This window comes from Variovorax sp. 10N432 (assembly GCF_056394465.1).
The window spans coordinates 41348-65829 of the sequence record NZ_JBFTHX010000033.1; the positions used below are offsets into that span (position 1 = coordinate 41348).

Sequence of the window (24482 nt, forward strand, 5' to 3'; positions counted from 1 at the left end):
AGGACTACCATGTATAAAAACCTCGCAGCCGCGCTCGCGGCCGCTTGTTTCTTTCTTCCAGCTTTTTCCCAACCCGCGCCGAAGGCCGATCCGCTGAAGATCGGCTTCGTCTATGTCGCCCCGGTCACCGATGCCGGCTGGGTGCGCCAGCACGAAAACGGACGCAAGGCCGTCGAGGCCGCGCTGGCCGGCAAGGTCAAGACCACCTACGTCGAGAACGTGGCCGAGGGCGCCGATGCCGAGCGCGTGATCCGCGACCTCGCCCAGCAGGGCAACAAGCTGATCTTCACGTCGAGCTTCGGCTACATGGAGCCGACGCTGAAGGTGGCGCGCGACTTTCCGGACGTGAAGTTCGAATCGATCACCGGCTACAAGACGGCACCCAACGTCGCGACCGCCAATGCGCGCTACTACGAGGGCCGCTATCTCGCCGGTGTCGCGGCCGGCCGCATGACGAAGACCAACGTCGCGGGCTACGTGGCGGGCTTCCCGATCCCCGAGGTGCTGCAGGGCATCAACGCCTTCACGCTGGGCATGCGTTCGGTCAACCCGCAGGCGCGGGTCAAGGTGGTGTGGCTGGACGTCTGGTTCGACCCGCCGAAGGAGCGCGAGGCGGCGATGGCCCTGTTCAACCAGGACGTCGACGTGATCGCCTTCCACACCGGCTCGACCGCCGTGATGACCGCGGCGCAGGAGCGCGGCAAGCTGGCCGTCGCCTACCACTCCGACATGCGCAAGGTCGCGCCCGACGCCCAGGTCGTCGCGGTCACGCACCAGTGGGGCGACTACTACACGCAGCGCGCCCGTGCCGTGCTCGACGGCAGCTGGAAAAGCGGCAACGTCTGGGGTGGCGTCAAGGAGGGCATGATCCGGGTCGGCGATTTCGGCTCCAAGGTGCCGAAGGCCGTGCAGGACGAAGTGTTGGCGCGCCAGCAGGACATCGCCGCCGGCAAGCTGAAGCCCTTCCAGGCCGTGGCCGCCGATGTGCGCGACAACGAGGGCCGGGTCGTCATCGCCAAGGGGCAGGGCCTGGACGACGAGCAGATCCTCCACATGAACTGGCTGGTCGAGGGCGTGCAGGGGCGGGTCGCGCGCAAGGCGCCCTGAGCGCGATCAGCCCAGCCGCTCGACCACGAAATCCACGAAGCTGCGCAGCTTGGCGCTGGGGCGGGCCTCCGGCAGCCTCACGATGTGGACATCGCGCGCCGGCAGGTCCCAGTCCGCCAGCAGGCGCACCACCTGGCCGGCGTCGAGCGCGGGAGTGAGCAGGGGGTCCGCCTGCACGATGACGCCCACACCGGCGAGGGCGGCCGTGAGCAGGGCCTGGCCATTGTTGGTCACCAGAGGGCCGCGCACCGGGACACGGACGGTCTCCGCGCCGCGCGTGAAACGCCATGAGTGGTTCGGCCCCCATGCTGCGAAGGCCAGCAGCGGCAACGCTTCGAGGTCCGAGGGATGCGCCGGCATGCCGTGGCGGGCGACGAAGGCCGGGCTGGCGACCGCGAACATGGGCGAGCGCGCCAGGGGTCGCGCGATCAGCCGGTCTTCGACCGCAGCCCCGGAGCGGATCCCGCAGTCGAAGCCTTCCTCGGCCAGGTCGACCACGCGGTCGTTGAGGTTCAGCTCGACCTGGACCTGCGGATGGGCGGCCATGTACCGGGCGATCACCGGCATCAGCCGGTGCGCGCCGTAGGCGACCGGTGCGGTCACGCGCAACGTGCCTTGCGGCAGCGCCCGCAACGACTCCGCCACGCCATCCGCCGTGCGCACGCTGGCGAGCACGTCACGGCAGCGTTCCAGGTAGGCGGCACCGATTTCCGTGAGCGCGTGGCGGCGCGTGGTGCGTTCGAGCAGGCGCGCGCCCAAAGCCTCTTCGAGCCCGCGGATGTGCTTGCCGACCATCACGGCCGACAGCTCCAGGGCCTCCGCCGCCTTGGCGAAGCTGCCGGCGTCGATGGCGGCGACGAAGACTTCCATGGCGCGAAGCTTGTCCATATTGCTAACTATTTATTCTGAATCCAAGAAGAGATTGTGTATTTATTGAATGAAAGGTTCGCAAAAGAATAGCGACTCTTTTTCAACCGCATGGATCCCCTCATGAAAATTCTTCTCGTCGGCGCCAGCGGCGTGCTCGGCCGTGCCGTGGCCGCCGTGCTGGCCGACATGCAGTCCTCGGATTTCGACGTCGGCCTGCAGGACAAGCTGCTCGGCCAGCATGTGCTGCGCGACCACGGCTCGATCACGCTCACCAGCGGCATCGTGGCCGAGGAGCCGATCCGGCTGGGCGCCAATGCCACCCCCGTCAACGCGGCGGTCGAAGGCTTCGTCCGTGCGGCGGCGGTTGAATTGCCGCGCAGGCTGCGCATCAATGCCATCAGCCCGACGCTGCTCACCGAGTCGTTGCCGGACTACGAGCCCTTCTTTCCCGGCTTCGAGCCGGTGCCGGCCGCGCGCGTGGCGCAGGCCTATGTGCGAAGCGTCGAAGGCGTGCAAACGGGGCGGGTGTACCGCGTCTGGCAATGAGCCCGAAGCAGCTCGCAGCAGCCGGCCTCCTGGCCCTCCAGGCCGCGGCGATGGCCGCGCCGCCGACCACGCGACCCTTGCCTGCCGACTGGTATCCGGAGAGCGTCGCGACCGGGCCGGACGGTTCGTTCTACGTGGGCAGCTGGCGCCAGGGGGCGGTGGTCCGGCTTCGGCCCGGCGCCGGCGCCCGGCCGGAAATGCTCGTGAAGCCCGGCGCCAACGGGCTCGCGAATGGGCAGGGGGTGCTGGTGGATGCGGCCCGCCATCTGCTGTGGGTGTGTTCTGGTGCGACCGGCTTCACCACGGTCCCGCAGACGCCCAGCGCGCTCAAGAGCTACGACCTGGTGACCGGAACGCCGCGCGGCAGCTACGCCATGCCCGCTTCCGGCTATTGCAACGACCTGGCGCAGGATGCGCGCGGCAACCTCTACGTGACGGACTCGTTCCACCCGCGCGTGCTGCGCCTCGCGCCGGGCGCGGCGGCCCTCGAGGTCTGGAAGGAAGACCCGTTGCTGGCCGGCGGCACGGCGCCTTACCGGGGGCTGAACGGCATCGCGCTCGACGGCGACCGTGACGTCTACGTGAGCCTGGTCGAGGCGGCTTCGCACGTGCTGCACATTCCGCTTGGCGCGGACGGGCATGCGGGCGAGGTCCGGCGCATCGAGGCACCGCGCGTCCTGAAGAACGTCGACGCGATCCGGGCCTGGAAACCCGGCCATCTGGTGCTGTTCGAAAGCAACGCCTTCGGAAGCGGTCCCTATGGTGGCCAAGTCACGGCGGCGAGGCTCGAAGGCGAGCGCATGACGCTCCAGACCCTGGCGGCGGGACTCAACGATCCGTCGTCGGGCACGGTGGCCAACGGCAGGGTCTATTTCATCGAATCGAAGTACGGCCTGCTGTTCGGGCACAAGGACGACGAAGCCGGCATTCCGCGCGACGTGCCTTTCGATCTTCAGTCGGTGCCGTTGCCGGACGACCGGCCCTGATCCCCGGGCCTGCGCTCGAGCGCCCGTTTCGCGGCCGGCCAAGCGCCTCCGCGCCTTCAGTCCACGAAGCCCCGGGGCCGGTGAAAGTACGCGGCCTCGGGGGCGATGCCCTTGACCCGCACCGCGGGCTGGCCCGCATAGACCGCGAATTCCTCGCCGTGGGCCTTGTTGAGCACCGAGCCCGCGGCCAGTACCGAGCGATCGGGCAACGCGGCGCCGCCGAGCACGATCACGCGCGTGCCGACCAGGCAGTAGGCGCCGATCCGGATCGGCTTGCAGTCCTGGCGGCCGTCCACCACGTCGATGCCGTGGGTGATGATCTGCGAGTGGTAGCCGGCGAGGGTCGTGAAGGCGCCGATCTCGACCTTGTCGGTGCAGTCGATGATGTGCTGCTTGGTGATCGCGGCGTGCGCGCCGAGCACCAGCGCCGAGTCGCGTCCGGCACGGTGGCCGAAGTGCCCGCCACCGTGCCGATGGCCGGTGATCCAGTTGGAGCGCTCGATGATCGAATGGGCGCCGCATTCCATCCGCTCCAGGTGGATCGCGACGTTCAGGTGGCCGATGCGGGCACCTTGCGCCATCACCAGGTGGCCCGGAAAGACATAGGACAGCCCGATCCGCGCACCATCCGCGATTTGGTAGCCCCAGAAGCGGCGCAGCAACCAGCGCTTGAGCGACCAGGGCAGGAAGACAACCGCCAGCGCCGCCAGCCGCTTCATCGCTTCGCCTCGTGCTTCTCGATCGCCATCCGGTAGACCGCCACATTGGCGGCGGCCATCTGGCCCGGCGTGTAGAGGGCGGCGTTGGCGAGCCCCTTCTGGCGCAACTCGGCGAGGCGCGGCGTCGCCTGCTCGATGGCCTCGGCCATGGCCACCGGGTCGTCGGGGTCGACGTACACCGCGCCCTCGCCGCCGATTTCGTTCATCGGCGCAAGGTCGGACGTGAACACCGGGCAGCCGCAGGCCTGCGCCTCGATCACGGGCCAGCCGAAGCCTTCCTGCAACGAGGGGAAGAGCAGGGCGGTGGCGCCCGCATAGGCGGCGCGAATCTCGGCGTGCGACAGACCCTGCAGCGTGGTGATCCGGTCGGCGACGCCGTGCCGTTGCGCCAACTGCGCCAGTTCGGGACCGAGCTCCGGGCCGACGAACACCAGCCGCTGCACCAGGGCCGGCCGGGAGGCGGCGGCGGCCCGCTCGTGCAGTGCGATGAAGGTCTCCAGCACCCGCCGGCGGTTCTTCCGCGGCAGGTCGAGGCCGACGTGGAGCAGGTAGGGCTCCTGCGGCCGCAGGCCCAGCCCCGCCAGCAGGGCCTGTGCCTCGGCCGGCGGCAGCGGCGCGAATTCGTCGTTCAGGCCGTGCCGCGCCAGCGCCACCTTCGACGGCTGCGCCACGTCGAGGGACAGCAGGTCGCGCCGGGTCAGGTCCGAGGCGCAGGCGATCACGTCGGCGCGCGCCAGCCCGCGCGCGATCAGGCGCTGGAACAGCCGGCCGCTGCGGCCCACGTCCCAGCCCGCGACCATGCCGCGCGCCGCCTGGATCGCGATCACGTCGTGGCAGGCGATGACAGTGGGCCGGCTCTCGACCCAGGGGACGTACATGCCGTTCGAATGATCGGTGACGTGCACCACGTCGGCCCAGCGCGCCTGCCGCACCAGCGAGGGGATGAACAGCACGAACTTGTCGACGTAGGCGAACCACTTGCGCCAGCGCTCGGAGGGCGCGAAGCGCAGCACCCGCTGCGACGGGGCTGCCACCCGCACCTCGCAGCCCAGCCGGGGCAACTCGCGTTCCAGCACGCGCCGGAAGGCGAGCATGCTGTTCTGGCCATCGGGTTCGTAGTTTGCGACGAGAAGCACTTTCATGGGTGCCGGATTATGTTCGACCGTGCATGGCGGCCGGGCCGGCGCCCGGCGGGCCGGCGCGCCGTTCGTGACATATAGCCTTCATATGCGCATGCACATTGCGTACCGCCGCGTCTGCCTTACCCTCGCAGCCATGCACGCCTACCGAGCCTCCCTCCTGCGATTCGACGCCGCCGGCCGACCGCTGTTCGACACCGACGGCCTGCTGGTGGTCGGCCCCGATGCCCAGGGCCGGCAGCGGGTGCAGGACGCCGGCGCCCATGCCGAGGTGGCGGCGCGCCACCCTGGCGTCGCGGTCACCCACTGGCCGGGACGCATCCTGGCGCCGGGCTTCGTCGACATGCACATCCACTTTCCGCAGACCGACATCATCGGGGCGCCGGCCGACGGCCTGCTGCCCTGGCTGGAGAACTACACCTTCCCGGCTGAAAGCCGCTTCGCCGACCCGGCCCACTCGGCCGAGGTGGCCGAGGTCTTCTTCGACGAACTGCTGCGCAACGGCGTCACCACCTCCCTGACCTTCGCGACCTCGCACCCGCAGTCGGTGCAGGCCTTCTTCGAGGCCGCCGAGCGGCGGCAGCTGCGCATGATCACCGGCAAGGTGCTGCAGGACCGCCATTCGCCCGATGGCGTGCGTGACCGGACCGAGCAGAGCCTGGTCGACACCGAGGCGCTGATCCGCCGCTGGCACAACCAGGGCCGCCTGGGCTACGCCATCACGCCGCGCTTCGCCCCCACCAGCACCGATGCGCAGCTGCGCGGCGCCGGCGAACTGGCGGCGAAGTACCCCGACACCTGGGTCCATTCGCACGTGGCCGAGAACAAGGACGAGGTCAAGTGGGCGCGCGAACTGTTCCCGCAGGCCCGCTCCTACCTGGACGTCTACGCCGGCTTCGGCCTGATGCGCGAACGCGCCGTGTACGCCCACTGCATCCATTTCGACGACGACGACCGCCGCCTGATGCGCGACACCGGCACCGCCTCGGCCGTCAGCCCGACCAGCAACCTGTTCCTCGGCAGCGGTTTCTTCGACTTCGAGGGCGCCGACCGCATCGGCTATCGCTACGGCCTGGCGAGCGATGTAGGCGGCGGCACCAGCTTCAGCCCCTTCGCGACCATGCTGGCGGCCTACTACGTGGGCCGCGAGGGACAGACCAAGCCCGGCGTGAGCATCGCGCCGTCGCAGCTGTGGTGGCGCCATACGGGCGGCGCGGCACGGGCGCTCGGTCTCGATGGTGTCATCGGCAACCTGCAGCCCGGGTGCGAGGCTGACTTCCTGGTGATCGACCCCAAGGCCACCCCCTTGCTGGCGCGCAAGACGGCGCTGGCGAACAATCTCGAAGAGTTGCTGTTTTCCCTGATCGTGCTTGGCGACGACCGCCTGATCGAGCGCACCGTCATCTCGCAAGCCGGGTAGCGCGTCCGGGCTGCCTAGAATAGCGGCCCCAGGAAGGACCCCGACATGAGCATCAAGAGCGACAAGTGGATCCGGCGCATGGCCGAGAAGAACGGCATGATCGAGCCCTTCGAGCCGGGCCAGATCCGCGAGCAGGACGGCCACAAGATCATCAGCTACGGCACCTCGAGCTATGGCTACGACATCCGCTGCGCGCCCGAGTTCAAGGTCTTCACCAACATCCACAGCACCGTGGTCGACCCGAAGAACTTCGACGAGAAGAGCTTCGTCGACTTCCACGGCGACAGCTGCATCATTCCGCCCAACAGCTTCGCGCTGGCGCGCACGGTCGAATACTTCCGAATTCCGCGCAACGTGCTGACCATCTGCCTGGGCAAGAGCACCTACGCGCGCTGCGGGATCATCGTCAACGTCACGCCCTTCGAGCCCGAATGGGAAGGCTACGTGACGCTGGAGTTCAGCAACACCACCCCCCTGCCGGCCAAGATCTACGCCGGCGAAGGCTGCGCCCAGGTGCTGTTCTTCGAGAGCGACGAGGTCTGCGAAGTCAGCTACAAGGACCGCGGCGGCAAGTACCAGGGCCAGCGCGGCGTGACGCTGCCGAAAGCCTGAGACCTGGCGGGACAGACCAAGAAAACTGCGCAGCAGTTTTTTGCTCTGTCCTCCACTGAATAGTCTTCCACTGAATAGTCTTCCACTGAATAGTCTGCTTCCGGCGCGGTCCTACAGCGTCTCGGGCGCTGCGGCGCCTGTGCCGCAGGCCCCGCCCCGGCATTCTCTGCTTCCATCCCACGCGGCGTCCGCGGGGCCACGAGGAACGAGAACATGCCGATTTTCCAGCGCCTTCGCGAGACCCATCCCTACCGCCTGCTGCTGATCGCGACCCTGGCCGCGGTCGCGCTGGTCCAGGTGGTCGCCATGGCCGTGGTCACGCAGTCGCAGGTGCGAAAGGCGGAAGCCCACTACGCTGCCTCAGCCGCGGCGGCCGCGGTCGCGCCGGCCGCGCCCACCCGGCAGAAACCATCCCGCGAGGTGATGAAGGTCGGTTACGCGGCGGCTCGCTGAGCGCGTAACATCCTGCGACGGCCGTCCCGGAGACGGCAGAGGAGCGAGTCATGCGGTGGGAAGGCAACGAACAATCGGACAACGTCGAGGATCGACGCGACGGGGGCGGCGGCGGCGGGTTTCCCATCGGCGGCCGCAGCATCGGCATCGGCACGGTGGCGGTGGCGCTGATCGCCGGCTGGATCTTCGGCATCAACCCCCTGACCGTGCTGGGCCTGCTGAGCGGCGGCGAGCCGGCGCCCCAGGTGCAGCAGCAGGGTCCGGCCCACAAGCCGCCGCCCGATGACCGCGAGGCCGCCTTCGTCTCGACCGTGCTCAAGAACACCGAGGTCGTCTGGAGCGACATCTTCCGCCAGAACGGCGGCAGCTACACGCCCTCGCGGCTGGTGCTGTTCCGCGGCGCCACGCCTACCGCCTGCGGCACCGGCCAGTCGGCGATGGGGCCCTTCTACTGCCCCGGCGACCAGAAGGTCTACATCGACCTGGGCTTCTTCGACACCCTCAAGAACCAGCTCGGCGCGCCTGGCGTTTTCGCGCAGGCCTACGTGATCGCGCACGAGATCGGCCACCACGTACAGGACGAGCTCGGCATCACGGCCAAGGTCGACCAGATGCGCGGCCGGGTCAGCCCGGCGCAGGCCAACGCCCTGAGCGTGCGGGTCGAGCTCCAGGCCGACTGCCTGGCGGGCGTCTGGGCCCACCATTCGCAGCAGTCCAAGCAGTGGCTAGACCCGGGCGACATCGAGGCGGCCATGAACGCGGCCCAGAAGATCGGCGACGACGCCCTGCAGCGCTCGGCCGGCCGCGCCATCGTGCCCGACAGCTTCACCCACGGCACCAGCGCCCAGCGGCAGCGCTGGTTCGGCGCCGGTTTCAAGTCGGGGAACATGCAGGATTGCGACACTTTCGCGGCCAAATCGCTCTAGTTGTTGGCCCTCTCTGGGGGCCTGAAACGGCCGGTCACCGCGCTGTCACTGCCGTTTTTCGCCAAAGTGCGACAATAGAAGGCTTAATGACAAGCTCCTTCTCCAATCTTTCCCTGGCCGAACCCCTCGCGCGTGCCGTCGCCGAAATGGGCTACGAGACCATGACGCCGATCCAGGAACAGGCCATTCCGGTGGTTCTGTCGGGTCAGGACGTGATGGGCGCGGCGCAGACCGGCACCGGCAAGACGGCGGCCTTTTCGCTCCCGTTGCTGCAGCGGATGCTCAAGCACGAGAACAGCTCGACCTCGCCGGCGCGCCATCCGGTGCGGGCGCTGGTGCTGCTGCCCACGCGCGAACTGGCCGACCAGGTGGCGCAGCAGGTCGCGCTCTATGCCAAGTACACCAACCTGCGCAGCGCGGTGGTTTTCGGCGGCATCGACATGAAGCCCCAGACGCTCGAGCTCAAGAAGGGCGTCGAGGTGCTGGTCGCCACGCCGGGCCGGCTGCTGGACCACATCGAGGCCAAGAACGCGGTGCTGAACCAGGTCGAGTACGTGGTGCTCGACGAAGCCGACCGGATGCTCGACATCGGCTTCCTGCCCGACCTGCAGCGGATCCTGTCGTACCTGCCCAAGCAGCGCACCACGCTGCTGTTCTCGGCCACCTTCTCGCCCGAGATCAAGCGGCTGGCCGGCAGCTACCTGCAGAATCCGGTCACGATCGAGGTGGCGCGGCCCAACGAGACCGCCTCCACCGTCGAGCAGCGCTTCTACAGCGTCAGCGACGACGACAAGCGTCGCGCGCTCAAGCAGATCATCCGCCAGCGTGGCCTCACGCAGGCCTTCGTCTTCGTCAACAGCAAGCTGGGCTGCGCCCGGCTGGCCCGTTCGCTCGAGCGCGAAGGCCTCAAGACCACCGCGCTGCACGGCGACAAGAGCCAGGACGAGCGCCTGAAGGCGCTGGCCGCCTTCAAGGCCGGCGAGGTCGACCTGCTGGTGGCGACCGACGTCGCCGCCCGCGGCCTGGACATCAAGGACGTGCCGGCGGTGTTCAACTTCGACATCCCGTTCAACGCCGAGGACTACGTGCACCGCATCGGTCGCACCGGCCGCGCCGGTGCCTCGGGCCTGGCCGTGAGCTTCGCCAGCGGCGGCAACGACGTCCGCCTGGTGGCCGACATCGAGAAGCTGATCAAGAAGAAGATCGAGCTCGAGCCGGTCGAATTCGAAGAAGACCGCCCGCGCGGCCGCATCAACGACGGCCGCCGCCATTGGCGCGAAGAGGGCGAGGCGGGCGATGCCCGCGACGTGCTCGACACCCTCGACCGGCCGCGCGAGCGCGCCGAAGGCCGCCCGGTGCGCAGCACCCGACCGCACCGCGCGCCGTCGGCGCCGCGCGATCCTTTCTTCGAGCAGCCCTACGAGGCACCGGTCGAGCGCGAGGGCGCGCCGGCCTGGGAGGCCGCCGCCAAGGCCGCGCCGTCGCGCGGCATCTCGGCCAACATCAAGACCAAGCGCAAGGTGCCGGCACTATTCAAGGCCGCCGAACCCAGCTGATCCTGCGGATGCCCGGCGGCTCAGCCGGGTTTCTGGGCCTGCGGGCAATCGACCTGGATCAATTCGCGGTCTTGCAGGGTCGGCCCGATGCGCACCGCGCTGAGGCAGCCGCCCCAGACGCAGCCGGTGTCGGTCGACAGCAGGTCGGGCCGTGACTTCCAGCCCAAGGTCGACCAGTGGCCGAAAGCCACGGTCGCGACCGCAGTGGCGCGGCCGGGCACGTCGAACCAGGGCATGAAGCCCGCCGGCGGCGCCGCCGCGCCGTCCTTGCTGTCGAACTCCATCACGCCTTCGGCGCTGCAGAAGCGCAGCCGCGTCAGCGCGTTGACGATCACCCGCAGCCGGGCGCTGCCCGAGAGGGCGTCGTTCCATTGGGCCGGCGCATTGCCGTACATGGTCTGCAGGAAATCGGCCAGCGACGGCCCGCGCAGCACCGATTCGAGCTCGCCCGCCGCCGCCAGCGTGTCGGCGACGCTCCATTGCGGCAGCACGCCGGCATGCACCATCAGCAGGTCGCCGCCGCCGAGGCGCCGGTGCAGCGCCATCGGCTGGTGGCGCAGCCAGTCGAGCAGCGCGCTGCGATCGGGCGCATCGAGCACCTCCCGCAGCGTGTCCTTGCGGCCCGCCTTGCGCGCACCGTGGGCCACCCCCAGCAGGTGCAGGTCGTGGTTGCCCAGCAGGCTTTGCGCGGCAGCGCCGTAGCCCTGCACCCGCCGCAGCACCGCGAGCGATGCCGGTCCGCGATTGACCAGGTCACCGAGCATGACCAGCGTGTCGCGGCTGGGGGAGAAGGCGATGTCGTCCAGCAGGCGCCGCAGGGGATCGTCGCAGCCCTGCACGTCACCGATCAAGTAAAGTGCCATGATCCCCATTCTCACCCGCCTTCATGGATGTTTTTCTCCTGGCCTTGCTGACCACGCTCAACGCGTTGTTCGCAATGTCCGAAATGGCCCTGTCCACCAGCCGCCGCGCCCGCCTCGCGGCACTGGCCGAGACCGGCGATGCGGGCGCCGCTGCGGCGCTCAAGCTGATGGAGGATCCGACGCAGTTCCTGTCCAGCGTGCAGATCGGCATCACCTCGATCGGCATGCTGAGCGGCATCGTGGGCGAGGCGGCCTTCGCGGAGCCGCTGTCGGGGCAGATGCAGGCCTGGGGCCTGGGCGCCGGCACGGCCAGCGTCGCGTCGACCGCGGTGGTCGTGACCTGCATCACCTTTTTCACGATCATCTTCGGCGAACTGGTGCCCAAGCGCATCGGCCAGCTCTACCCCGAGCCGGTGGCGCGCTTCGTGGCCCGGCCGATGCGCGGACTGGCCACCGGCGCCAAGCCCTTCGTGCTGTTGCTGTCGGGCGCCACCGCCGCCACGCTGAAGCTGCTTCGCATCGACTCGAACGCCGCCCGGGTGGTCACCGAGGAAGAGATCTCCGCCAGCCTCGAGGAGGGCGTCGACGCCGGCGTGATCGAGATGCACGAGCACCAGATGGTGCGCAACGTGTTCCACCTCGACGACCGGCGGCTGGCCTCGCTGATGATCCCGCGGGCCGACATCGAATGGCTGGATGCCTCCTGGAGCGTCGCCCGGAGCCTGCAGGAGGTGTCGGCCGCCGGGGCGCTGAACCTGGTCCATTCCTGGTATCCGGTGTGCCGCAACTCGCTCGACGACGTGGTCGGCGTGATCAGCGTGGCCCACCTGCTGCGGCTCGGCCCGGACCACGAGGGATCGATCGAGCAGGCGGCCCAGCCCGCCGTGTTCGTGCCCGAGACGCTGACCGGCATGGAACTGCTCGAACAGTTCCGCTCGCACGCCGGCCGGCTGGTGTTCGTGGTCGACGAATACGGCGTGGTGCAGGGGTTGATGACGCCGCGCGACCTGCTGGAGGCGATCACCGGCGAACTGCAGGTCGCCACCCATGACGAAGCCTGGGCCCGCGAGCGGCCCGACGGTGTCTGGGAACTCGACGGCCTGATGCCGGTGTCGGAGCTGCGCGCCCGCCTGGGCATCCGCGAGCTGCCCGAGGAGGATCGCGGGCGCTACAACACGGTCGCCGGGCTGCTGATGTTCGTCTCGGGCCAGCTGCCCGAGGTGGGCGAGCGCATCGACTGCGCCGGCTGGTGCTTCGAGGTGGCGGCGCTCGAGGGCAAGCGGATCGATCGCGTGCTGGCCTATCCGGACGCCGGCGCCGCCGACCTGGCGCCCTGAACCTGGGCGCCGGCCGGCCGCGGCTCCTATACTGGCCGCCCAGCCCGGAGACCCCCATGACACTGCCCGCCACCACCCTGCAGATCCGCTCGCTCGTCAGCCGCGACGGCCAACTCACCCTGTCGCTGGCCGAGGAGGCGATCGCCCAGCCGGCCGCCCACGAAGTGATCGTCCGGGTCGAGGCCGCGCCGATGAACCCGTCGGACCTCGGCCTGCTGTTCGGGGCCGCCGACCTGCGCACCGCCAAGGCGTCGGGCACGGCGTCCCGGCCGGTCGTCACCGCCGACATCCCCGAAGCCGCGCTGAAAAGCATGGCCGGTCGCCTGGACCAGTCGATGCAGGTCGGCAACGAAGGCGCCGGCGTGGTCGTCGCCGCGGGTGCCTCGCCCGAGGCCCAGGCGCTGCTGGGCAAGACCGTGGCGGCCCTCGGCGGCGCGATGTACACGCAGTACCGCACGATCGCCGCCGCCCAGTGCATGCCGCTGGCCGAAGGCCAGACGCCGGCCGAGGGCGCGTCCGCCTTCGTCAACCCGCTGACCGCGCTCGGCATGGTCGAGACCATGCGGCGGGAGGGCCACAAGGCCCTGGTCCACACCGCCGCCGCGTCCAACCTGGGGCAGATGCTGAACAGGATCTGCCTGCAGGACGGCATCCCGCTCGTCAACATCGTGCGCAAGAAGGAGCAGGAAGACATCCTGCGCGGCCTCGGCGCGAAGTACGTCTGCAACGCCACTTCGCCGACCTTCATGCAGGACCTGACCGATGCGCTGGTCGCCACCGGCGCCACCCTGGCCTTCGACGCCATCGGCGGCGGCAAGCTGGCCGGGCAAATCCTGACCTGCATGGAAGCGGCACTGAACAAGACCGCCACCGAATACAGCCGCTACGGCTCCAGCACCCACAAGCAGGTCTACATCTACGGCGGCCTCGACCGTGGCCCGACCGAGTTCACGCGCGGTTTCGGCATGACCTGGGGCATGGGGGGCTGGCTGCTGTTCCCGTTCCTGCAGAAGATCGGGCCCGAGGGCGCCGCGAAGCTCAAGGCGCGGGTGGCGGCCGAGCTCAAGACCACCTTCGCCAGCCACTACACGGCGGAACTCTCGCTGGTCGAGGCGCTGGACCTGGCGCAGATCGCCGTCTATTCGCGCCACGCGACCGGCGAGAAGGCCCTGCTCAACCCCAACAAGTGAATCGGCGCCCGCGGAGGGCGCCGAGAAGGCTTCAGCCGAGGGCGAGGCGGTTGCCGCCGCCGGCGGTCTTGCGCACCCCATCGGGGCCGTAGAACAACTGCACGCTCGATTGCAGGAAATGCAGCGCGCGCTGGGTGAAGTCGAGGTGCGTGTGGACCATCGAGCCATTGCGCATGTTGCGCGCCTTGGCGTCCTCGGCCAGTGCCAGCAGGGCGGTCCAGGCCTGGCGCGTGGCTTCGCCGGCGGCCGCCGCTGCGGCTTCGGCGCCGGCGGGGCCGGGTTCGAAGCCCAGTGCGACCTGCGCGGTTTCGCGCTGGCGGTCCAGCGTGGCCATCCGGTCCAGCAGGGCGATCTTCTCGTCGGTGATCGCCGTCAGCTCGCTGAAGCGGGCGTTGGCCATGGCTTGTTCTTCCTGGTCCAGCACGGCGAGGAATTCCTCGACGCAGGTCTTCTCGGCATGCAGGTAGAGCAGCATCGTGTTCATGGCTTGGCTTCCGGATCGAGCAGGTCGCGCACGCTGGCCAGCAGGCCGTCGGCGATGCGGTCGGGGTGGATTTGATAGCGGCCGGCGCGGATGTCCTCGCGGATCGCCGCGACCCGGGCGGCGTCGAAGTCGCCGCCGGGCGTGCCGGGCAGGGTGCGGACCTGGCCCATGGGCTGGGCACCGTCCGTGGCGGGCGCCGCAGCGCCATCGACGCCGCTCGCGGCGGCGGCTTGCGCCTTGGTCGGGCGGCTCTGGGGCGTGGCCGGGAGGCCGGATGGATCGATTTTCAAGATGGTTCCTCAAAGGGCTGACCCGTATATCGGCGGACGCAGCCAGAACTTTAGGTCGGAGTTTGCACAAATTGCGGGCGGCGCCCTAGCTGGAAAACCATGGGGGGCGGCAGCCCGGTGGCCCTATTGGGCGAGCCGGATCTGGCCGTCCTCGGTCGCAACGCCGGTCAGCAGGCGGCCGTCGCGGGTCTTGGCCTGGACGGTGGCGCCGACCTCGGCCCGGGTCAGGGCCTTGCCCTCGGTGCTGATCGTGAATCCGGGGCCCTGGGCCACCAGTTGCACGGTCTGGCCCTGCTGGATCGCGACCACGCCGCGCATCGACTCCTTGCGCAGCGGCGCGCCGGCGGCGATCCGGTTGGTGGCCACCACGCCCTGCAGCGCCGAAGCCTCCGTGACCACCGAGCGCGGCAGGTCGCCGAGGTCGCCGCTGCGCTCGGTGACGTCGGCCTCGCCCAGGGTCTGGCCGGCCTCGATCGCGCGCGCCGCGACGTAGTAGCGGCCCTCGATGGCCACCTGGACCGGCACGAAGCGGGTCCAGGGCTTGTCACCGCGGCAGCGCAGGCCGATGGAGATCCGGCCCCGGGGCGTCGCTCCATTGGGCAGGAAAGCCTCGTAGTCGTCGCAGGGCGGCAGTGCGGCGGTGGCCTTGGTGCTGAAGCTGGGCTTGCCGGGCAGTCCGTTGGACTGCCTCTGCAGCAGGCCTTCGATCGCGGCCCGGGCCGCTTCCGGCAGCTGCTGCGCCGCGGCGCCGTTGGCGCCCGCCATGGCCACCAGGGCGGGGATTGCGATGCGCAGCAAGCGGGTGCTGCAGAAGCGGTGTTGCATGGGGAAGCCTCGGCAAGCGCGGGTGGAAGACAGAAGGGGGACGGACACCGGCGCCAGGAGATTCTAGGAATCGAGCCCACGTCGCGAAGTCGCGAAGTGCTGGCGAAAACCCCCTTTGTTCAGCCCATTGCGAACGCGATGCATGCATAGACTCGCTTTCCATCTGTCGCCATGCCGTCTTGTGCGGACGCGACGTCAACCGATGGAACCCCATGATCGACAAGCTCGATGCGGCGCTCGCCTTCAACCGCGAAGCCCTCAATCTCCGGGCCCAGCGCCAGGAAGTGCTGGCGGCCAATATCGCCCACGCCGACACGCCGAACTACAAGGCGCGTGACTTCGACTTCGCCAGCCGGCTGACGCAGGCGGTGGAGCAGGGCCGGCAGTCGCAGTCCTTCGCGCTCGCCACGACCTCGTCGCGCCACCTGGCCGGCGAGTCGAAATCGATGCCCGACCAGGACCTGCTCTACCGCGTGCCCAGCCAGTCGAGCATCGACGGCAACACGGTCGAGATGGATGCCGAGCGCATCAACTTCGCCGACAACGCGCTGCGCTACGAGTCGAACCTGACGGTGATCAACGCCAAGATCAAGTCGCTGCTGTCGGCTGTGCAGCAGTAAGCGGCAGCCAGAAGAAAGAACGAAATGCCGCTTCCCAGCGCTTCCATGAACATCTTCAACGTGGCGGGTTCCGCCATGGCCGCGCAATCGCAGCGCATGAACGTGACCGCCAGCAACCTCGCCAACGCCGAGAGCGTGGCCGGCCCCGACGGCCAGCCTTACCGCGCCAAGCAGGTGGTGTTCGAGGTCGCGGGCTCGGGCGGGCAGGACATCGGCGGCGTCAAGGTCGCCGGCGTGATCGAGGACACCTCGCCCGCCAAGATGCTCTTCGACCCCAAGAACCCGCATGCCAACGCCGACGGCTATGTCGCGATGCCGAACGTCAACGTGGTCGAGGAGATGACCAACATGATCTCGGCTTCGCGCAGCTACCAGGCCAATGTCGAGGTCCTCAACACCGCCAAGACGCTGATGGTCAAGACACTGACCATCGGCCAGTAACAACACAGCAGAAAGATTCCATGGCCATCACCGACACCTCCTCGATCTCCGGCGCCAACGCGGCCAGCGCAGCGGCCAGCACCGCCAGCGTCTCCAACTCCGACAGCGAGCAGCGCTTCCTGAAGCTGCTGGTGACGCAGCTCAACAACCAGGACCCGCTCAATCCGATGGAGAACGCCGAGCTGACCTCGCAGCTGGCGCAGATGAGCACGGTGAGCGGCATCGAGAAGCTCAACAGCACGCTGTCGGGCCTGGTGAGCCAGACCGGCTCCAACCAGGTGCTGCAGGCGGCCTCGCTGATTGGCTACAACGTGCTGTCGCCGGGCAACACGCTCGCGACCAAGGTGGCGGAAGAGGGCAAGGACCCGGCCGTCCAGGCGTTCGCGGTCCAGCTGCCGGGAACGGCCGCCGATGTCGAGATCAAGATCGTCGACGCCTCGGGCAAGACCGTGCGCACGATCGAGGCCGGCGGCATGACCGAAGGCGTCAACGCCGTCACCTGGGACGGCAAGGACGACGCCGGAAACGTGGTGCCCGCGGGCAGCTACAAGTTCACCGTGGCCGCCAGCAACGGCGGCACGGCCGTGGAAGCCACGGCACTGACCTTCGCGCAGGTCGCGGCGGTCAAGCAGGGTGCGACCGGCGTCACGCTCGAACTGGCGTCGGGCCAGAGCATCGCGCTGTCCGACGTGCGCATGTTCCTCTGAGGCGCAGCGTGCTTCTCTTTTCTTCATTGCTTCGAAACAAGGATTCATCATGAGCTTTTCCCAGGGCGTCAGCGGGCTCGGCGTGGCCGCCGCGAACCTCGATGTGATCGGCAACAACATCGCCAACTCCGGCACCATCGGCTTCAAGTCCGCGGCCGCGACTTTTCAGGACATCTATGCCGGTTCGCGGATCGGGCTCGGCGCCTCGGTGTCGGGCGTGGTGCAGAACTTCACGCAGGGCGTGACCCAGAGCAGCAGCCGTCCGCTGGACGTCGCGATCCTGAGCGGCGACGGCTTCTTCCGCATGGCCAGCACCAGCGGCGAGATCATGTACACCCGCAACGGCCAGTTCACCAAGGACAAGGACGGCTACATCGTCAACGCCAACGGGCTGCGCCTGACCGGCTACGGCGTCAATGCCAGCGGCGGCATCAACGGCGGCACGCCGGCGGCGATCCAGATCCCGACCCAGGCCATGACGCCGAACGCGACCACCGGCGTCGACGCCGAGTTCAACCTCGACGCCCGCAGCACGGTGCCGACCAAGACGCCGTTCAACCCGACCGATTCGGCCACCTTCAACTACTCCAACGCCGCCGGCCCGGTCTACGACTCGCTCGGCAACGCGCACGACCTGTCGGTCTACTTCGTGAAGACCGCCGCCAACGCGTGGGACGTCTACGCCACGGCCGACGGCGTGCCGCTCAACGCCGGCGCCCCGATCTCCGGCGCCGCGCCCGGCATGACCTTCGACACCAACGGCAACCTCACCGCGCCTGCGAGCGGCGCGATCACCCTGCCGGCCATGACCTTCCCGAACGGATCGTCGCCGGTCAACATCAAGCTAGACCTCTCGGGCACCACGCAGTTCGGCACCGCCAACGGCATGAGCAAGCTGAGCCAGGACGGCTACACCTCCGGCGTGCTGACGTCCTTCTCGGTCAATCCGGACGGCACGATCACCGGCAAGTTCTCCAACGAGCAGTCCAAGCTGCTGGGCCAGGTGGTGCTTTCCTCCTTCGCGAACCCGAACGGCCTCGAGCCCAAGGGCGACAACATGTACGCCGAGACCCAGGCCTCGGGCGCGGCCCTCACCAGCACGCCGGGCGAAGGCACCAAGCAGGGCTCGCTGGCCGCGGGTGCGCTGGAGTCCTCCAACGTCGACCTGACCGCCGAGCTGGTCAACCTGATCGTCGCGCAGCGCAACTACCAGGCCAACGCACAGACCGTGAAGACGCAGGACCAGGTCATGCAGACGCTGATGAACATCCGCTGACGCGGGGTTCCGAGCAGACGCAGCCTCTCAACACCAGGAGCACACAGTGGATCGAATGTTGTATGTCGCGATGAGCGGCGCCAAGCAGGCCATGGAGCAGCAGGCCTCGGTCGCCAACAACATGGCGAACGTCTCGACCCCGGGTTTCCGGGCGCAGATCAACACCTTCCGCGCGGTGCCGGTGGTGGGCGAGGAGGCGCCGACGCGGGCTTTCGTCACCGCGACGACGCCCGGCGCCGACTTCTCGCACGGGCCCCTGACCGAGACCGGCCGCGACCTCGACGTCGCGGTGCGCGGCGAGGGCTGGCTGGTGGTCCAGGCGCCCGGCGGCGGCGAGGCCTACACCCGCGTCGGCAACCTGCAGGTCGGTCCCGATGGCCAGGTGACGACGATGGGCGCGCGGCCGGTGGTCGGCGACGGCGGCGCACTGGTGATCCCGCCCGGCTCGATCGTGACGATCGCCTCCGACGGCACCATCGCCGCCCGTGGCGCKGGCGACGCCAACGTCGGCGTGGCCAACGTCGGCAAGCTGAAGCTGGTCAATCCGGACAGCCGCGACCTGGTGCGCGGAGACGACGGCCTGTTCCGCATGCGCGACGGCGTGCGCCCGCCCGAGGCCGATACCAACGTGGTGGTCGCCGCCGGCATGGTCGAGGGGAGCAACGTCAATCCGGTCGAGGCCATGGTGGCCATGATCGCCAACGGCCGCAGCTTCGAGATGCAGATGAAGTCGATCCAGACCGCCGACACCAACGCCCAGTCGGCCAACAAGCTGCTGGCCTACGGCTGAGCCGCAAACCCTTCGCAGGAGTAATTTAATGATTCGTTCCCTCTACGTGGCCAAGACCGGCCTCGAAGCCCAGCAGACGCAGCTCGACGTCGTGTCCAACAACCTGGCCAACGTCGGTACCACCGGCTTCAAGCGCAGCCGCGCCGTGTTCGAGGACCTGATGTACCAGAACCTGCGCCAGGTCGGCGGCCAGACCTCCGACCAGACCCGCCTGCCTTCGGGCCTGCAGGTCGGCACCGGCGTGCACGTGGTCGCGACCGAACGCATCCATGCCCAGGGCAACATGACCAAGACCGACAACCCGAAGGATGTCGCGATCAACGGCTCGGGCTTCTTCCAGGTGCTGATGCCCGACGGCACCACCTCCTATACCCGCGACGGTTCGTTCCAGACCGACCGCGACGGCCAGCTGGTGACCGCCAGCGGCTTCACGATCCAGCCGCCGATCACGATCCCGCAGAACGCCACCAGCATGACGGTCGGCCGCGACGGCATCGTCTCGGTGACCCAGGCCGGCAGCACGGCCACGGTGCAGGTCGGCCAGCTGCAACTGGCCACCTTCCTGAATCCGGCCGGCCTCGAGAGCAAGGGCGAGAACCTCTACACCGAGACCGACTCGTCCGGCGCGCCGAACCTGCTGAACCCGGGCCTCGACGGCGCCGGCATCCTGAGCCAGGGCTACACCGAGGCCTCGAACGTCAACGTGGTCGAGGAGCTGGTAAACATGATCGCGACGCAGCGCGCCTACGAGATCAACAGCAAGGCGATCCAGAGCTCCGACCAGATGCTGCAAAGGCTGGCCCAGCTGTGATCGCGTTCACGCGTCTTCTTCTGGCGGGGCTCGGCATCGCGCTGACCACGGGCTGTGCGCTGGTGCCGCGCGAGCCGCTGGTGCACCAGCCGATGACGGCGCGCGCCGATGCGATGATCCCGGTGCAGCCGCGCGTGCCCACCGGCGCGATCTGGCAGGACAGCGCGCGCGGCGTCGCGCTGTTCGAGGACCGCCGCCCGCGCAACGTCGGCGACATCCTGACCATCGTCATCAGCGAGAAGGTCAACGCCAGCAAGAACTCCGGCGCCAACGCGAGCCGCGACGGCAGCGCCTCGGCCGCCTTCGCGACCATTCCGAAGTTCCTCGGCGGCCTTCTCAACGACCAGGACGCCAAGCTCTCGGGCAAGAACGCGCTCACCGCCAAGGGCGGCGCCAACGCCGCCAACACCTTCAGCGGCGTGATCACGGTCACGGTGGTGGACGTGCTCGGCAACGGCAACCTGCTGGTCAGCGGCGAGAAGCAGATGGGCATCAACCAGGGCACCGAGTTCATTCGCTTCTCGGGCGTGGTGAACCCGCGCACGGTGACCGGCAACAACACCGTGCTCTCGACCCAGGTGGCCGATGCGCGCATCGAGTACACGGCCAAGGGCTACATCGACGAGGCCCAGCAGATGGGCTGGATGCAGCGAATCTTCCTGAACGTGATGCCGTTCTAGCATGAAAAACACCCCCTCTTCGCGCGCTTCGACGCGCTTCGCCAAGCCTCTTGCAGCGTTCGCCGCGGCTTGCGCGTTCCTGCTGGCCGTGCCTGCGCATGCCGAGCGGCTCAAGGAGCTCGCCAGCATCCAGGGCGTGCGCGACAACCCGCTGATCGGCTATGGCCTGATGGTGGGCCTCGACGGCACCGGCGACCAGACGATGCAGACGCCGTTCACGACGCAGAGCCTGAACAACATGCTGCAGCAGCTCGGCATCACGGTGCCGCAAGTGGGCATCATGCAGCTCAAGAACGTGGCGGCGGTGATGGTGACGGCGCAGCTGCCCGCCTTCGCGCGGCCCGGCCAGACCATCGACGTGACGGTGTCCTCGATGGGCAATGCCAAGAGCCTGCGCGGCGGCACCCTGCTGATGACGCCGCTCAAGGGCTCCGACGGCGCGGTGTATGCCATCGCGCAGGGCAACATGGTGGTCGGCGGCGCAGGTGCATCGGCCAACGGCAGCAAGGTCCAGATCAACCAGTTGAGTTCGGGCCGCATCCCGGCCGGCGGCACGGTCGAGCGCGCGGTCGAGGCCGCGGTCGGAGGCGAGGGCGCCGTCACGCTCGAACTCATGCGCTCCGATTTCGGCACCGCCCAGCGGGCGGTCGAGGCGATCAACCGGCAGTTCGGCGGCGGCCTGGCGGAGGCGGTCGACGGCCGCGTGATCCGCGTGCGGGCGCCCGAATCGGCGCAGGAGCGGGTCGGCTTCCTGGCCCGGCTCGAAGGCCTGGAGATCACGCCGACACAGGCGGTGGCCAAGGTGGTCATCAATGCCCGCACCGGTTCGGTGGTGATGAACCAGGCGGTCCGCGTGAACGACTGCGCGGTGGCGCACGGCAGCCTGTCGGTGGTCATCAACACCGACCCGCTGGTGAGCCAGCCCGGTCCGTTCGCGAACGGCCGGACCGTGACCTCTGCGACTTCCGAGATCTCGATCAACCAGCCGGGCGGCGCGCTCCAGATGATCCGCGGCGGCGCCTCGCTGGCCGACGTGGTCAAGGGCCTCAACACGCTGGGCGCCAACCCGACGGACCTGGTGTCCATCCTCCAGGCCATGAAGACGGCCGGCGCCCTGCGCGCCGAGCTCGAGATCATCTGAGGCCGGCATGGCGATTTCCGCAGCCAACACAGGGGTCGATCGCGCCGGTGCGCTCGACCAGCGCTTCGCACTCGACGTCCAGGGCGTCGACGCCCTGCGGCGCACCGTGCGCGCCTCGCCCGAAGAAGGCCTCAAGCAGGTCTCGCGGCAGTTCGAGGCCATGTTCATGAACATGGTGCTGAAGAGCATGCGGGAGGCGACGCCTTCCAGCGGCCTGCTCGACGGCCAGAACGAGAAGATCTACACCTCGATGCTGGACCAGCAGCTGGCGCAGAACCTCTCCGGCCGGGGCCTGGGGCTGGCCGAGGCCATGCTGGCGCAGTTGCAGCGCTCGGCGGCTGCCGGCACCGACGAACGCGAGCCGAACCCGGCAGGCATGTCGCTGGCGCCGCGCGGCGGCCTTCCGCTGTCGCCGCAGGCGGGCATCCCGCTCGGCTCGGCGCCTTCCAGCCGCGTCGACCTGAGCGCCTACAAGGTCAACAACGACCGATCGGGCGGCACGGCGGGCGCCGTGGCCAACCTGCAGGGCCATGTCGACAGTTTCGTCAACCGCATGGGTGCCTCGGCGCAGGCCGCGAGCGCCGCCAGCGGCGTGCCGGCGCCGCTGATCCTGGCCCAGGCGGCACTCGAATCGGGCTGGGGCAAGCGCGAGATCCGCGCCGACGACGGCACCCAGAGCTTCAACCTGTTCGGCATCAAGGCCGACCGCGGCTGGCAGGGGCCGGTGGTCGAGACCACCACCACCGAGTACGTGGACGGCGAGCCGCAGCGCATCCGCGCCAAGTTCAGGGCCTACGGCTCCTATGAAGAGGCCTTCACCGACTACGCACGCTTCATGACGCGCAACCCGCGCTACGCCAACGTGCTGGCGACCGACGACCCGACCGAAGCCGCGCACGGCCTGCAGCGCGCGGGCTACGCCACCGATCCGCAATACGGACAAAAACTGGTTCGCATCATGCAGAAATTCGGCTGACTGCCGATATCCATCCGAACAACCTTCCCATCCGACTCCAAGGAACCCCATGGCAGAGATCTCGAGCCCTCCATCCCATGCGGCCGGCACTGCCGCCGCGAATGCGACCGCGAACCGCCTGGAGGTCGTCACCTTCACGCTGGGCGCGGAGGAATACGGCATCGACATCCAGAAGGTGCAGGAGCTGCGCGGCTACGACGCGGTGACGCGGATCGCAAACGCGCCGGACTACATCAAGGGCGTGGTGAACCTGCGCGGGATCATCGTTCCGATCATCGACATGCGGATCAAGTTCGCGCTCGGCACGCCGAGCTACGACCAGTTCACGGTGGTGATCGTGCTGAACATCGGCGGCCGGGTGGTCGGGATGGTGGTCGACAGCGTGTCGGATGTGATCACCTTGACGCCGGAGCAGATCAAGCCGGCGCCGGCGATGGGCTCGGTGCTGGACACCGACTACCTGATCGGGCTGGGCACGCTCGAAGAACGAATGCTGATCCTGGTCGACATCGACCGCCTGATGTCCAGCGACGACATGGGGCTGATCGAGAAGTTGGCGGCCTGACGCAGTCACCTGGAACAACTTGGCAATCGGAGACGCAATGAAAGACTGGAAGATCGGCACCCGTTTGGGTGGCGGGTTCGCCGTGATCCTGGCCCTGGTGGCCGCCATCGCCGGCATCGGCGTGCTGCGGCTGCAGGCGGTCGGCGATGCGACCCACGAGATGGCGAAGCGTTCGCTCGCCAAGGAGCGCCTGGCGGCGGGCTGGCTGCTTGGCACCAGCACCAACAGCGTGCGGACCTATGCGCTGTTGAACACCGATGACCCGCAGGTGCAGGACTACCTGCAGAAGGGCATGAGCAAGATCAGCGTCACGATCTCCGAGACCCAGAAGCAACTCGAGGAAATGCTGGACTCGCCGGAAGAAATCGCGCTGGTCGCCGACATCAAGAAGAAGCGCGCCGACTACATCGAGCTGCGCAGCATGCTTCTCAAGCTCAAGGCCGGGGGCCAGCACGACGAGGCGATGCGCATCGCCAGGGACAAGCTGGTGCCGACGCTCGACAGCTACGACGCCAGCATCCGCGCCATCCTGGCGCATGAACAGGCACAGATCGACAAGTCGGCCGATGCGATCGATGCACTCTACCGCTCGGGGCGCGTCAACCTGTTGGTGCTGGCGGCGATCGCGCTGGCGCTCGGATCGATCCTGGCCTGGCTGCTGACGCGCAGCATCGTTCAGCCGATCGACGAGGCGCTGCTGATCGCCGACACCGTGGCCTCGGGCGACCTCAGCCAGGAGTTCGAGACCGATCGCGGCGGCGACTTCGGCCGGCTGCTGCGCGGCATGGGCGAGATGGAAGACACCTTGACCGACCTGGTCGGGCGCATCAAGACCGCGACCGATTCGATCGTGACCGCCTCGGGGCAGATCGCCGTGGGCAACCAGGATCTGTCCTCGCGCACCGAGCAGCAGGCCAGCTCGCTGGAGGAAACGGCCGCTTCGATGGAAGAACTCACCAGCACCGTCAAGCAGAACGCGGACAACGCACGCCAGGCGAATCAACTCGCGGCCTCGGCCTCCGAGGTGGCGGTGAAGGGCGGCGAGGTCGTGAGCCAGGTGGTGGACACGATGGCGTCGATCAACGCATCGTCGAAGAAGATCGTGGACATCATCGGCGTGATCGACGGCATCGCGTTCCAGACCAACATCCT

At 68.6% G+C, this 24482-nt stretch carries 27 protein-coding genes and 1 pseudogene; 21 read left to right on the forward strand and 7 right to left on the reverse strand.

Annotation, left to right across the window (positions count from 1 at the left end; all coding sequences use genetic code 11):
• Nucleotides 1-9: 9 nt before the first annotated feature.
• Nucleotides 10-1107, forward strand: a complete 1098-nt coding sequence (locus tag AC1DF3_RS28215; protein ID WP_286536632.1) for a BMP family ABC transporter substrate-binding protein — start codon at nucleotides 10-12, stop codon at nucleotides 1105-1107.
• Between the two features lie 6 nt (nucleotides 1108-1113).
• Here AC1DF3_RS28215 and AC1DF3_RS28220 read toward each other — a convergent pair whose 3' ends face one another.
• Nucleotides 1114-1995 (reverse strand): LysR family transcriptional regulator, encoded by an 882-nt coding sequence (locus AC1DF3_RS28220; RefSeq protein WP_478141568.1) that lies wholly within the window; start codon nucleotides 1993-1995, stop codon nucleotides 1114-1116.
• 180 nt (nucleotides 1996-2175) lie between these two features.
• Here AC1DF3_RS28220 and AC1DF3_RS28225 point away from each other — a divergent pair.
• A pseudogene (locus AC1DF3_RS28225) lies at nucleotides 2176-2523 on the forward strand (SDR family oxidoreductase); the annotation flags it as partial.
• Nucleotides 2520-3509 carry an NHL repeat-containing protein gene (locus AC1DF3_RS28230; RefSeq protein WP_286536629.1) on the forward strand — a complete coding sequence of 330 codons (990 nt, stop codon included), beginning with the start codon at nucleotides 2520-2522 and terminating at the stop codon, nucleotides 3507-3509. The pseudogene AC1DF3_RS28225 and the gene AC1DF3_RS28230, both read left to right, overlap by 4 nt.
• 56 nt (nucleotides 3510-3565) lie before the next feature.
• On the opposite strand, the gene AC1DF3_RS28235 is transcribed toward AC1DF3_RS28230, so the two are convergent.
• A complete protein-coding gene (locus AC1DF3_RS28235; RefSeq protein ID WP_286536628.1) occupies nucleotides 3566-4228 on the reverse strand; it encodes an acyltransferase in 663 nt (220 codons plus the stop codon).
• Nucleotides 4225-5370, reverse strand: a complete 1146-nt coding sequence (locus AC1DF3_RS28240) for a glycosyltransferase family 4 protein (RefSeq protein WP_286536627.1) — start codon at nucleotides 5368-5370, stop codon at nucleotides 4225-4227. Before AC1DF3_RS28240 ends, AC1DF3_RS28235 begins: the two co-directional genes overlap by 4 nt.
• Before the next feature lie 133 nt (nucleotides 5371-5503).
• Between AC1DF3_RS28240 and guaD the strand changes: the two genes are divergently transcribed.
• From guaD to AC1DF3_RS28265, 5 genes are all read left to right on the forward strand, one after another.
• Nucleotides 5504-6787 (forward strand): guanine deaminase, encoded by a 1284-nt coding sequence (gene guaD / locus AC1DF3_RS28245; RefSeq protein WP_286536626.1) that lies wholly within the window; start codon nucleotides 5504-5506, stop codon nucleotides 6785-6787.
• 45 nt (nucleotides 6788-6832) lie between these two features.
• Complete coding sequence (gene dcd, locus AC1DF3_RS28250; protein ID WP_286371529.1) at nucleotides 6833-7399, forward strand: dCTP deaminase; 567 nt, start codon at nucleotides 6833-6835, stop codon at nucleotides 7397-7399.
• Nucleotides 7400-7612: 213 nt separating this feature from the next.
• Complete coding sequence (locus tag AC1DF3_RS28255) at nucleotides 7613-7852, forward strand: hypothetical protein (protein ID WP_286536625.1); 240 nt, start codon at nucleotides 7613-7615, stop codon at nucleotides 7850-7852.
• 50 nt (nucleotides 7853-7902) lie between these two features.
• A complete protein-coding gene (ypfJ, locus tag AC1DF3_RS28260; RefSeq protein ID WP_478141569.1) occupies nucleotides 7903-8778 on the forward strand; it encodes a KPN_02809 family neutral zinc metallopeptidase in 876 nt (291 codons plus the stop codon).
• A gap of 86 nt (nucleotides 8779-8864) precedes the next feature.
• Entirely contained in the window at nucleotides 8865-10334 is a 1470-nt protein-coding gene (locus tag AC1DF3_RS28265; RefSeq protein WP_286526938.1) for a DEAD/DEAH box helicase, read from the forward strand.
• Nucleotides 10335-10354: 20 nt separating this feature from the next.
• On the opposite strand, the gene AC1DF3_RS28270 is transcribed toward AC1DF3_RS28265, so the two are convergent.
• Nucleotides 10355-11197, reverse strand: coding sequence for a symmetrical bis(5'-nucleosyl)-tetraphosphatase (locus AC1DF3_RS28270; protein ID WP_286536623.1), 843 nt, complete (start codon nucleotides 11195-11197; stop codon nucleotides 10355-10357).
• Between the two features lie 23 nt (nucleotides 11198-11220).
• Here AC1DF3_RS28270 and AC1DF3_RS28275 point away from each other — a divergent pair, with 23 nt between their 5' ends.
• Nucleotides 11221-12534, forward strand: a complete 1314-nt coding sequence (locus AC1DF3_RS28275) for a hemolysin family protein (protein ID WP_286536622.1) — start codon at nucleotides 11221-11223, stop codon at nucleotides 12532-12534.
• Between the two features lie 56 nt (nucleotides 12535-12590).
• Nucleotides 12591-13724: a zinc-binding dehydrogenase gene (locus AC1DF3_RS28280; protein WP_478141570.1), complete on the forward strand. Its 1134-nt coding sequence runs from the start codon at nucleotides 12591-12593 to the stop codon at nucleotides 13722-13724.
• A gap of 31 nt (nucleotides 13725-13755) precedes the next feature.
• Here the strand turns inward: AC1DF3_RS28280 and AC1DF3_RS28285 are convergent, their stop codons facing one another.
• From AC1DF3_RS28285 to flgA, 3 genes are all read right to left on the reverse strand, one after another.
• Nucleotides 13756-14208: a flagella synthesis protein FlgN gene (locus tag AC1DF3_RS28285; RefSeq protein ID WP_286526942.1), complete on the reverse strand. Its 453-nt coding sequence runs from the start codon at nucleotides 14206-14208 to the stop codon at nucleotides 13756-13758.
• Nucleotides 14205-14498: a flagellar biosynthesis anti-sigma factor FlgM gene (gene flgM, locus AC1DF3_RS28290; protein WP_286526943.1), complete on the reverse strand. Its 294-nt coding sequence runs from the start codon at nucleotides 14496-14498 to the stop codon at nucleotides 14205-14207. Before flgM ends, AC1DF3_RS28285 begins: the two co-directional genes overlap by 4 nt.
• 123 nt (nucleotides 14499-14621) lie before the next feature.
• Complete coding sequence (gene flgA / locus AC1DF3_RS28295) at nucleotides 14622-15323, reverse strand: flagellar basal body P-ring formation chaperone FlgA (RefSeq protein ID WP_286536620.1); 702 nt, start codon at nucleotides 15321-15323, stop codon at nucleotides 14622-14624.
• 212 nt (nucleotides 15324-15535) lie between these two features.
• Here flgA and flgB point away from each other — a divergent pair, with 212 nt between their 5' ends.
• From flgB to AC1DF3_RS28350, 11 genes are all read left to right on the forward strand, one after another.
• The gene (gene flgB, locus AC1DF3_RS28300) at nucleotides 15536-15943 is read left to right on the forward strand and encodes a flagellar basal body rod protein FlgB (RefSeq protein ID WP_286526945.1); all 408 of its coding nucleotides are present in this window, start codon (nucleotides 15536-15538) and stop codon (nucleotides 15941-15943) included.
• Nucleotides 15944-15988: 45 nt separating this feature from the next.
• Entirely contained in the window at nucleotides 15989-16384 is a 396-nt protein-coding gene (gene flgC, locus AC1DF3_RS28305) for a flagellar basal body rod protein FlgC (RefSeq protein WP_286536751.1), read from the forward strand.
• Nucleotides 16385-16404: 20 nt separating this feature from the next.
• A complete protein-coding gene (locus AC1DF3_RS28310) occupies nucleotides 16405-17091 on the forward strand; it encodes a flagellar hook assembly protein FlgD (protein WP_478141571.1) in 687 nt (228 codons plus the stop codon).
• 49 nt (nucleotides 17092-17140) lie between these two features.
• Nucleotides 17141-18367 carry a flagellar hook protein FlgE gene (flgE, locus tag AC1DF3_RS28315; protein WP_478141572.1) on the forward strand — a complete coding sequence of 409 codons (1227 nt, stop codon included), beginning with the start codon at nucleotides 17141-17143 and terminating at the stop codon, nucleotides 18365-18367.
• A 46-nt stretch (nucleotides 18368-18413) separates the two neighbouring features.
• Nucleotides 18414-19157 carry a flagellar basal body rod protein FlgF gene (locus tag AC1DF3_RS28320; protein WP_478141573.1) on the forward strand — a complete coding sequence of 248 codons (744 nt, stop codon included), beginning with the start codon at nucleotides 18414-18416 and terminating at the stop codon, nucleotides 19155-19157.
• Nucleotides 19158-19185: 28 nt separating this feature from the next.
• Nucleotides 19186-19968, forward strand: a complete 783-nt coding sequence (gene flgG / locus AC1DF3_RS28325) for a flagellar basal-body rod protein FlgG (protein WP_286505120.1) — start codon at nucleotides 19186-19188, stop codon at nucleotides 19966-19968.
• A complete protein-coding gene (locus AC1DF3_RS28330) occupies nucleotides 19965-20648 on the forward strand; it encodes a flagellar basal body L-ring protein FlgH (RefSeq protein ID WP_286536617.1) in 684 nt (227 codons plus the stop codon). The genes flgG and AC1DF3_RS28330 overlap by 4 nt, the downstream gene beginning before the upstream one ends.
• Before the next feature lies 1 nt (nucleotide 20649).
• Nucleotides 20650-21789, forward strand: a complete 1140-nt coding sequence (locus AC1DF3_RS28335; protein WP_286536616.1) for a flagellar basal body P-ring protein FlgI — start codon at nucleotides 20650-20652, stop codon at nucleotides 21787-21789.
• 7 nt (nucleotides 21790-21796) lie between these two features.
• A complete protein-coding gene (gene flgJ, locus AC1DF3_RS28340) occupies nucleotides 21797-22765 on the forward strand; it encodes a flagellar assembly peptidoglycan hydrolase FlgJ (protein WP_478141574.1) in 969 nt (322 codons plus the stop codon).
• Between the two features lie 49 nt (nucleotides 22766-22814).
• Complete coding sequence (locus tag AC1DF3_RS28345) at nucleotides 22815-23330, forward strand: chemotaxis protein CheW (RefSeq protein ID WP_286536614.1); 516 nt, start codon at nucleotides 22815-22817, stop codon at nucleotides 23328-23330.
• 37 nt (nucleotides 23331-23367) lie between these two features.
• Nucleotides 23368-24482, forward strand: a 1115-nt coding sequence (locus AC1DF3_RS28350) for a methyl-accepting chemotaxis protein (protein WP_478141575.1), incomplete at its 3' end; no start/stop codon positions are given.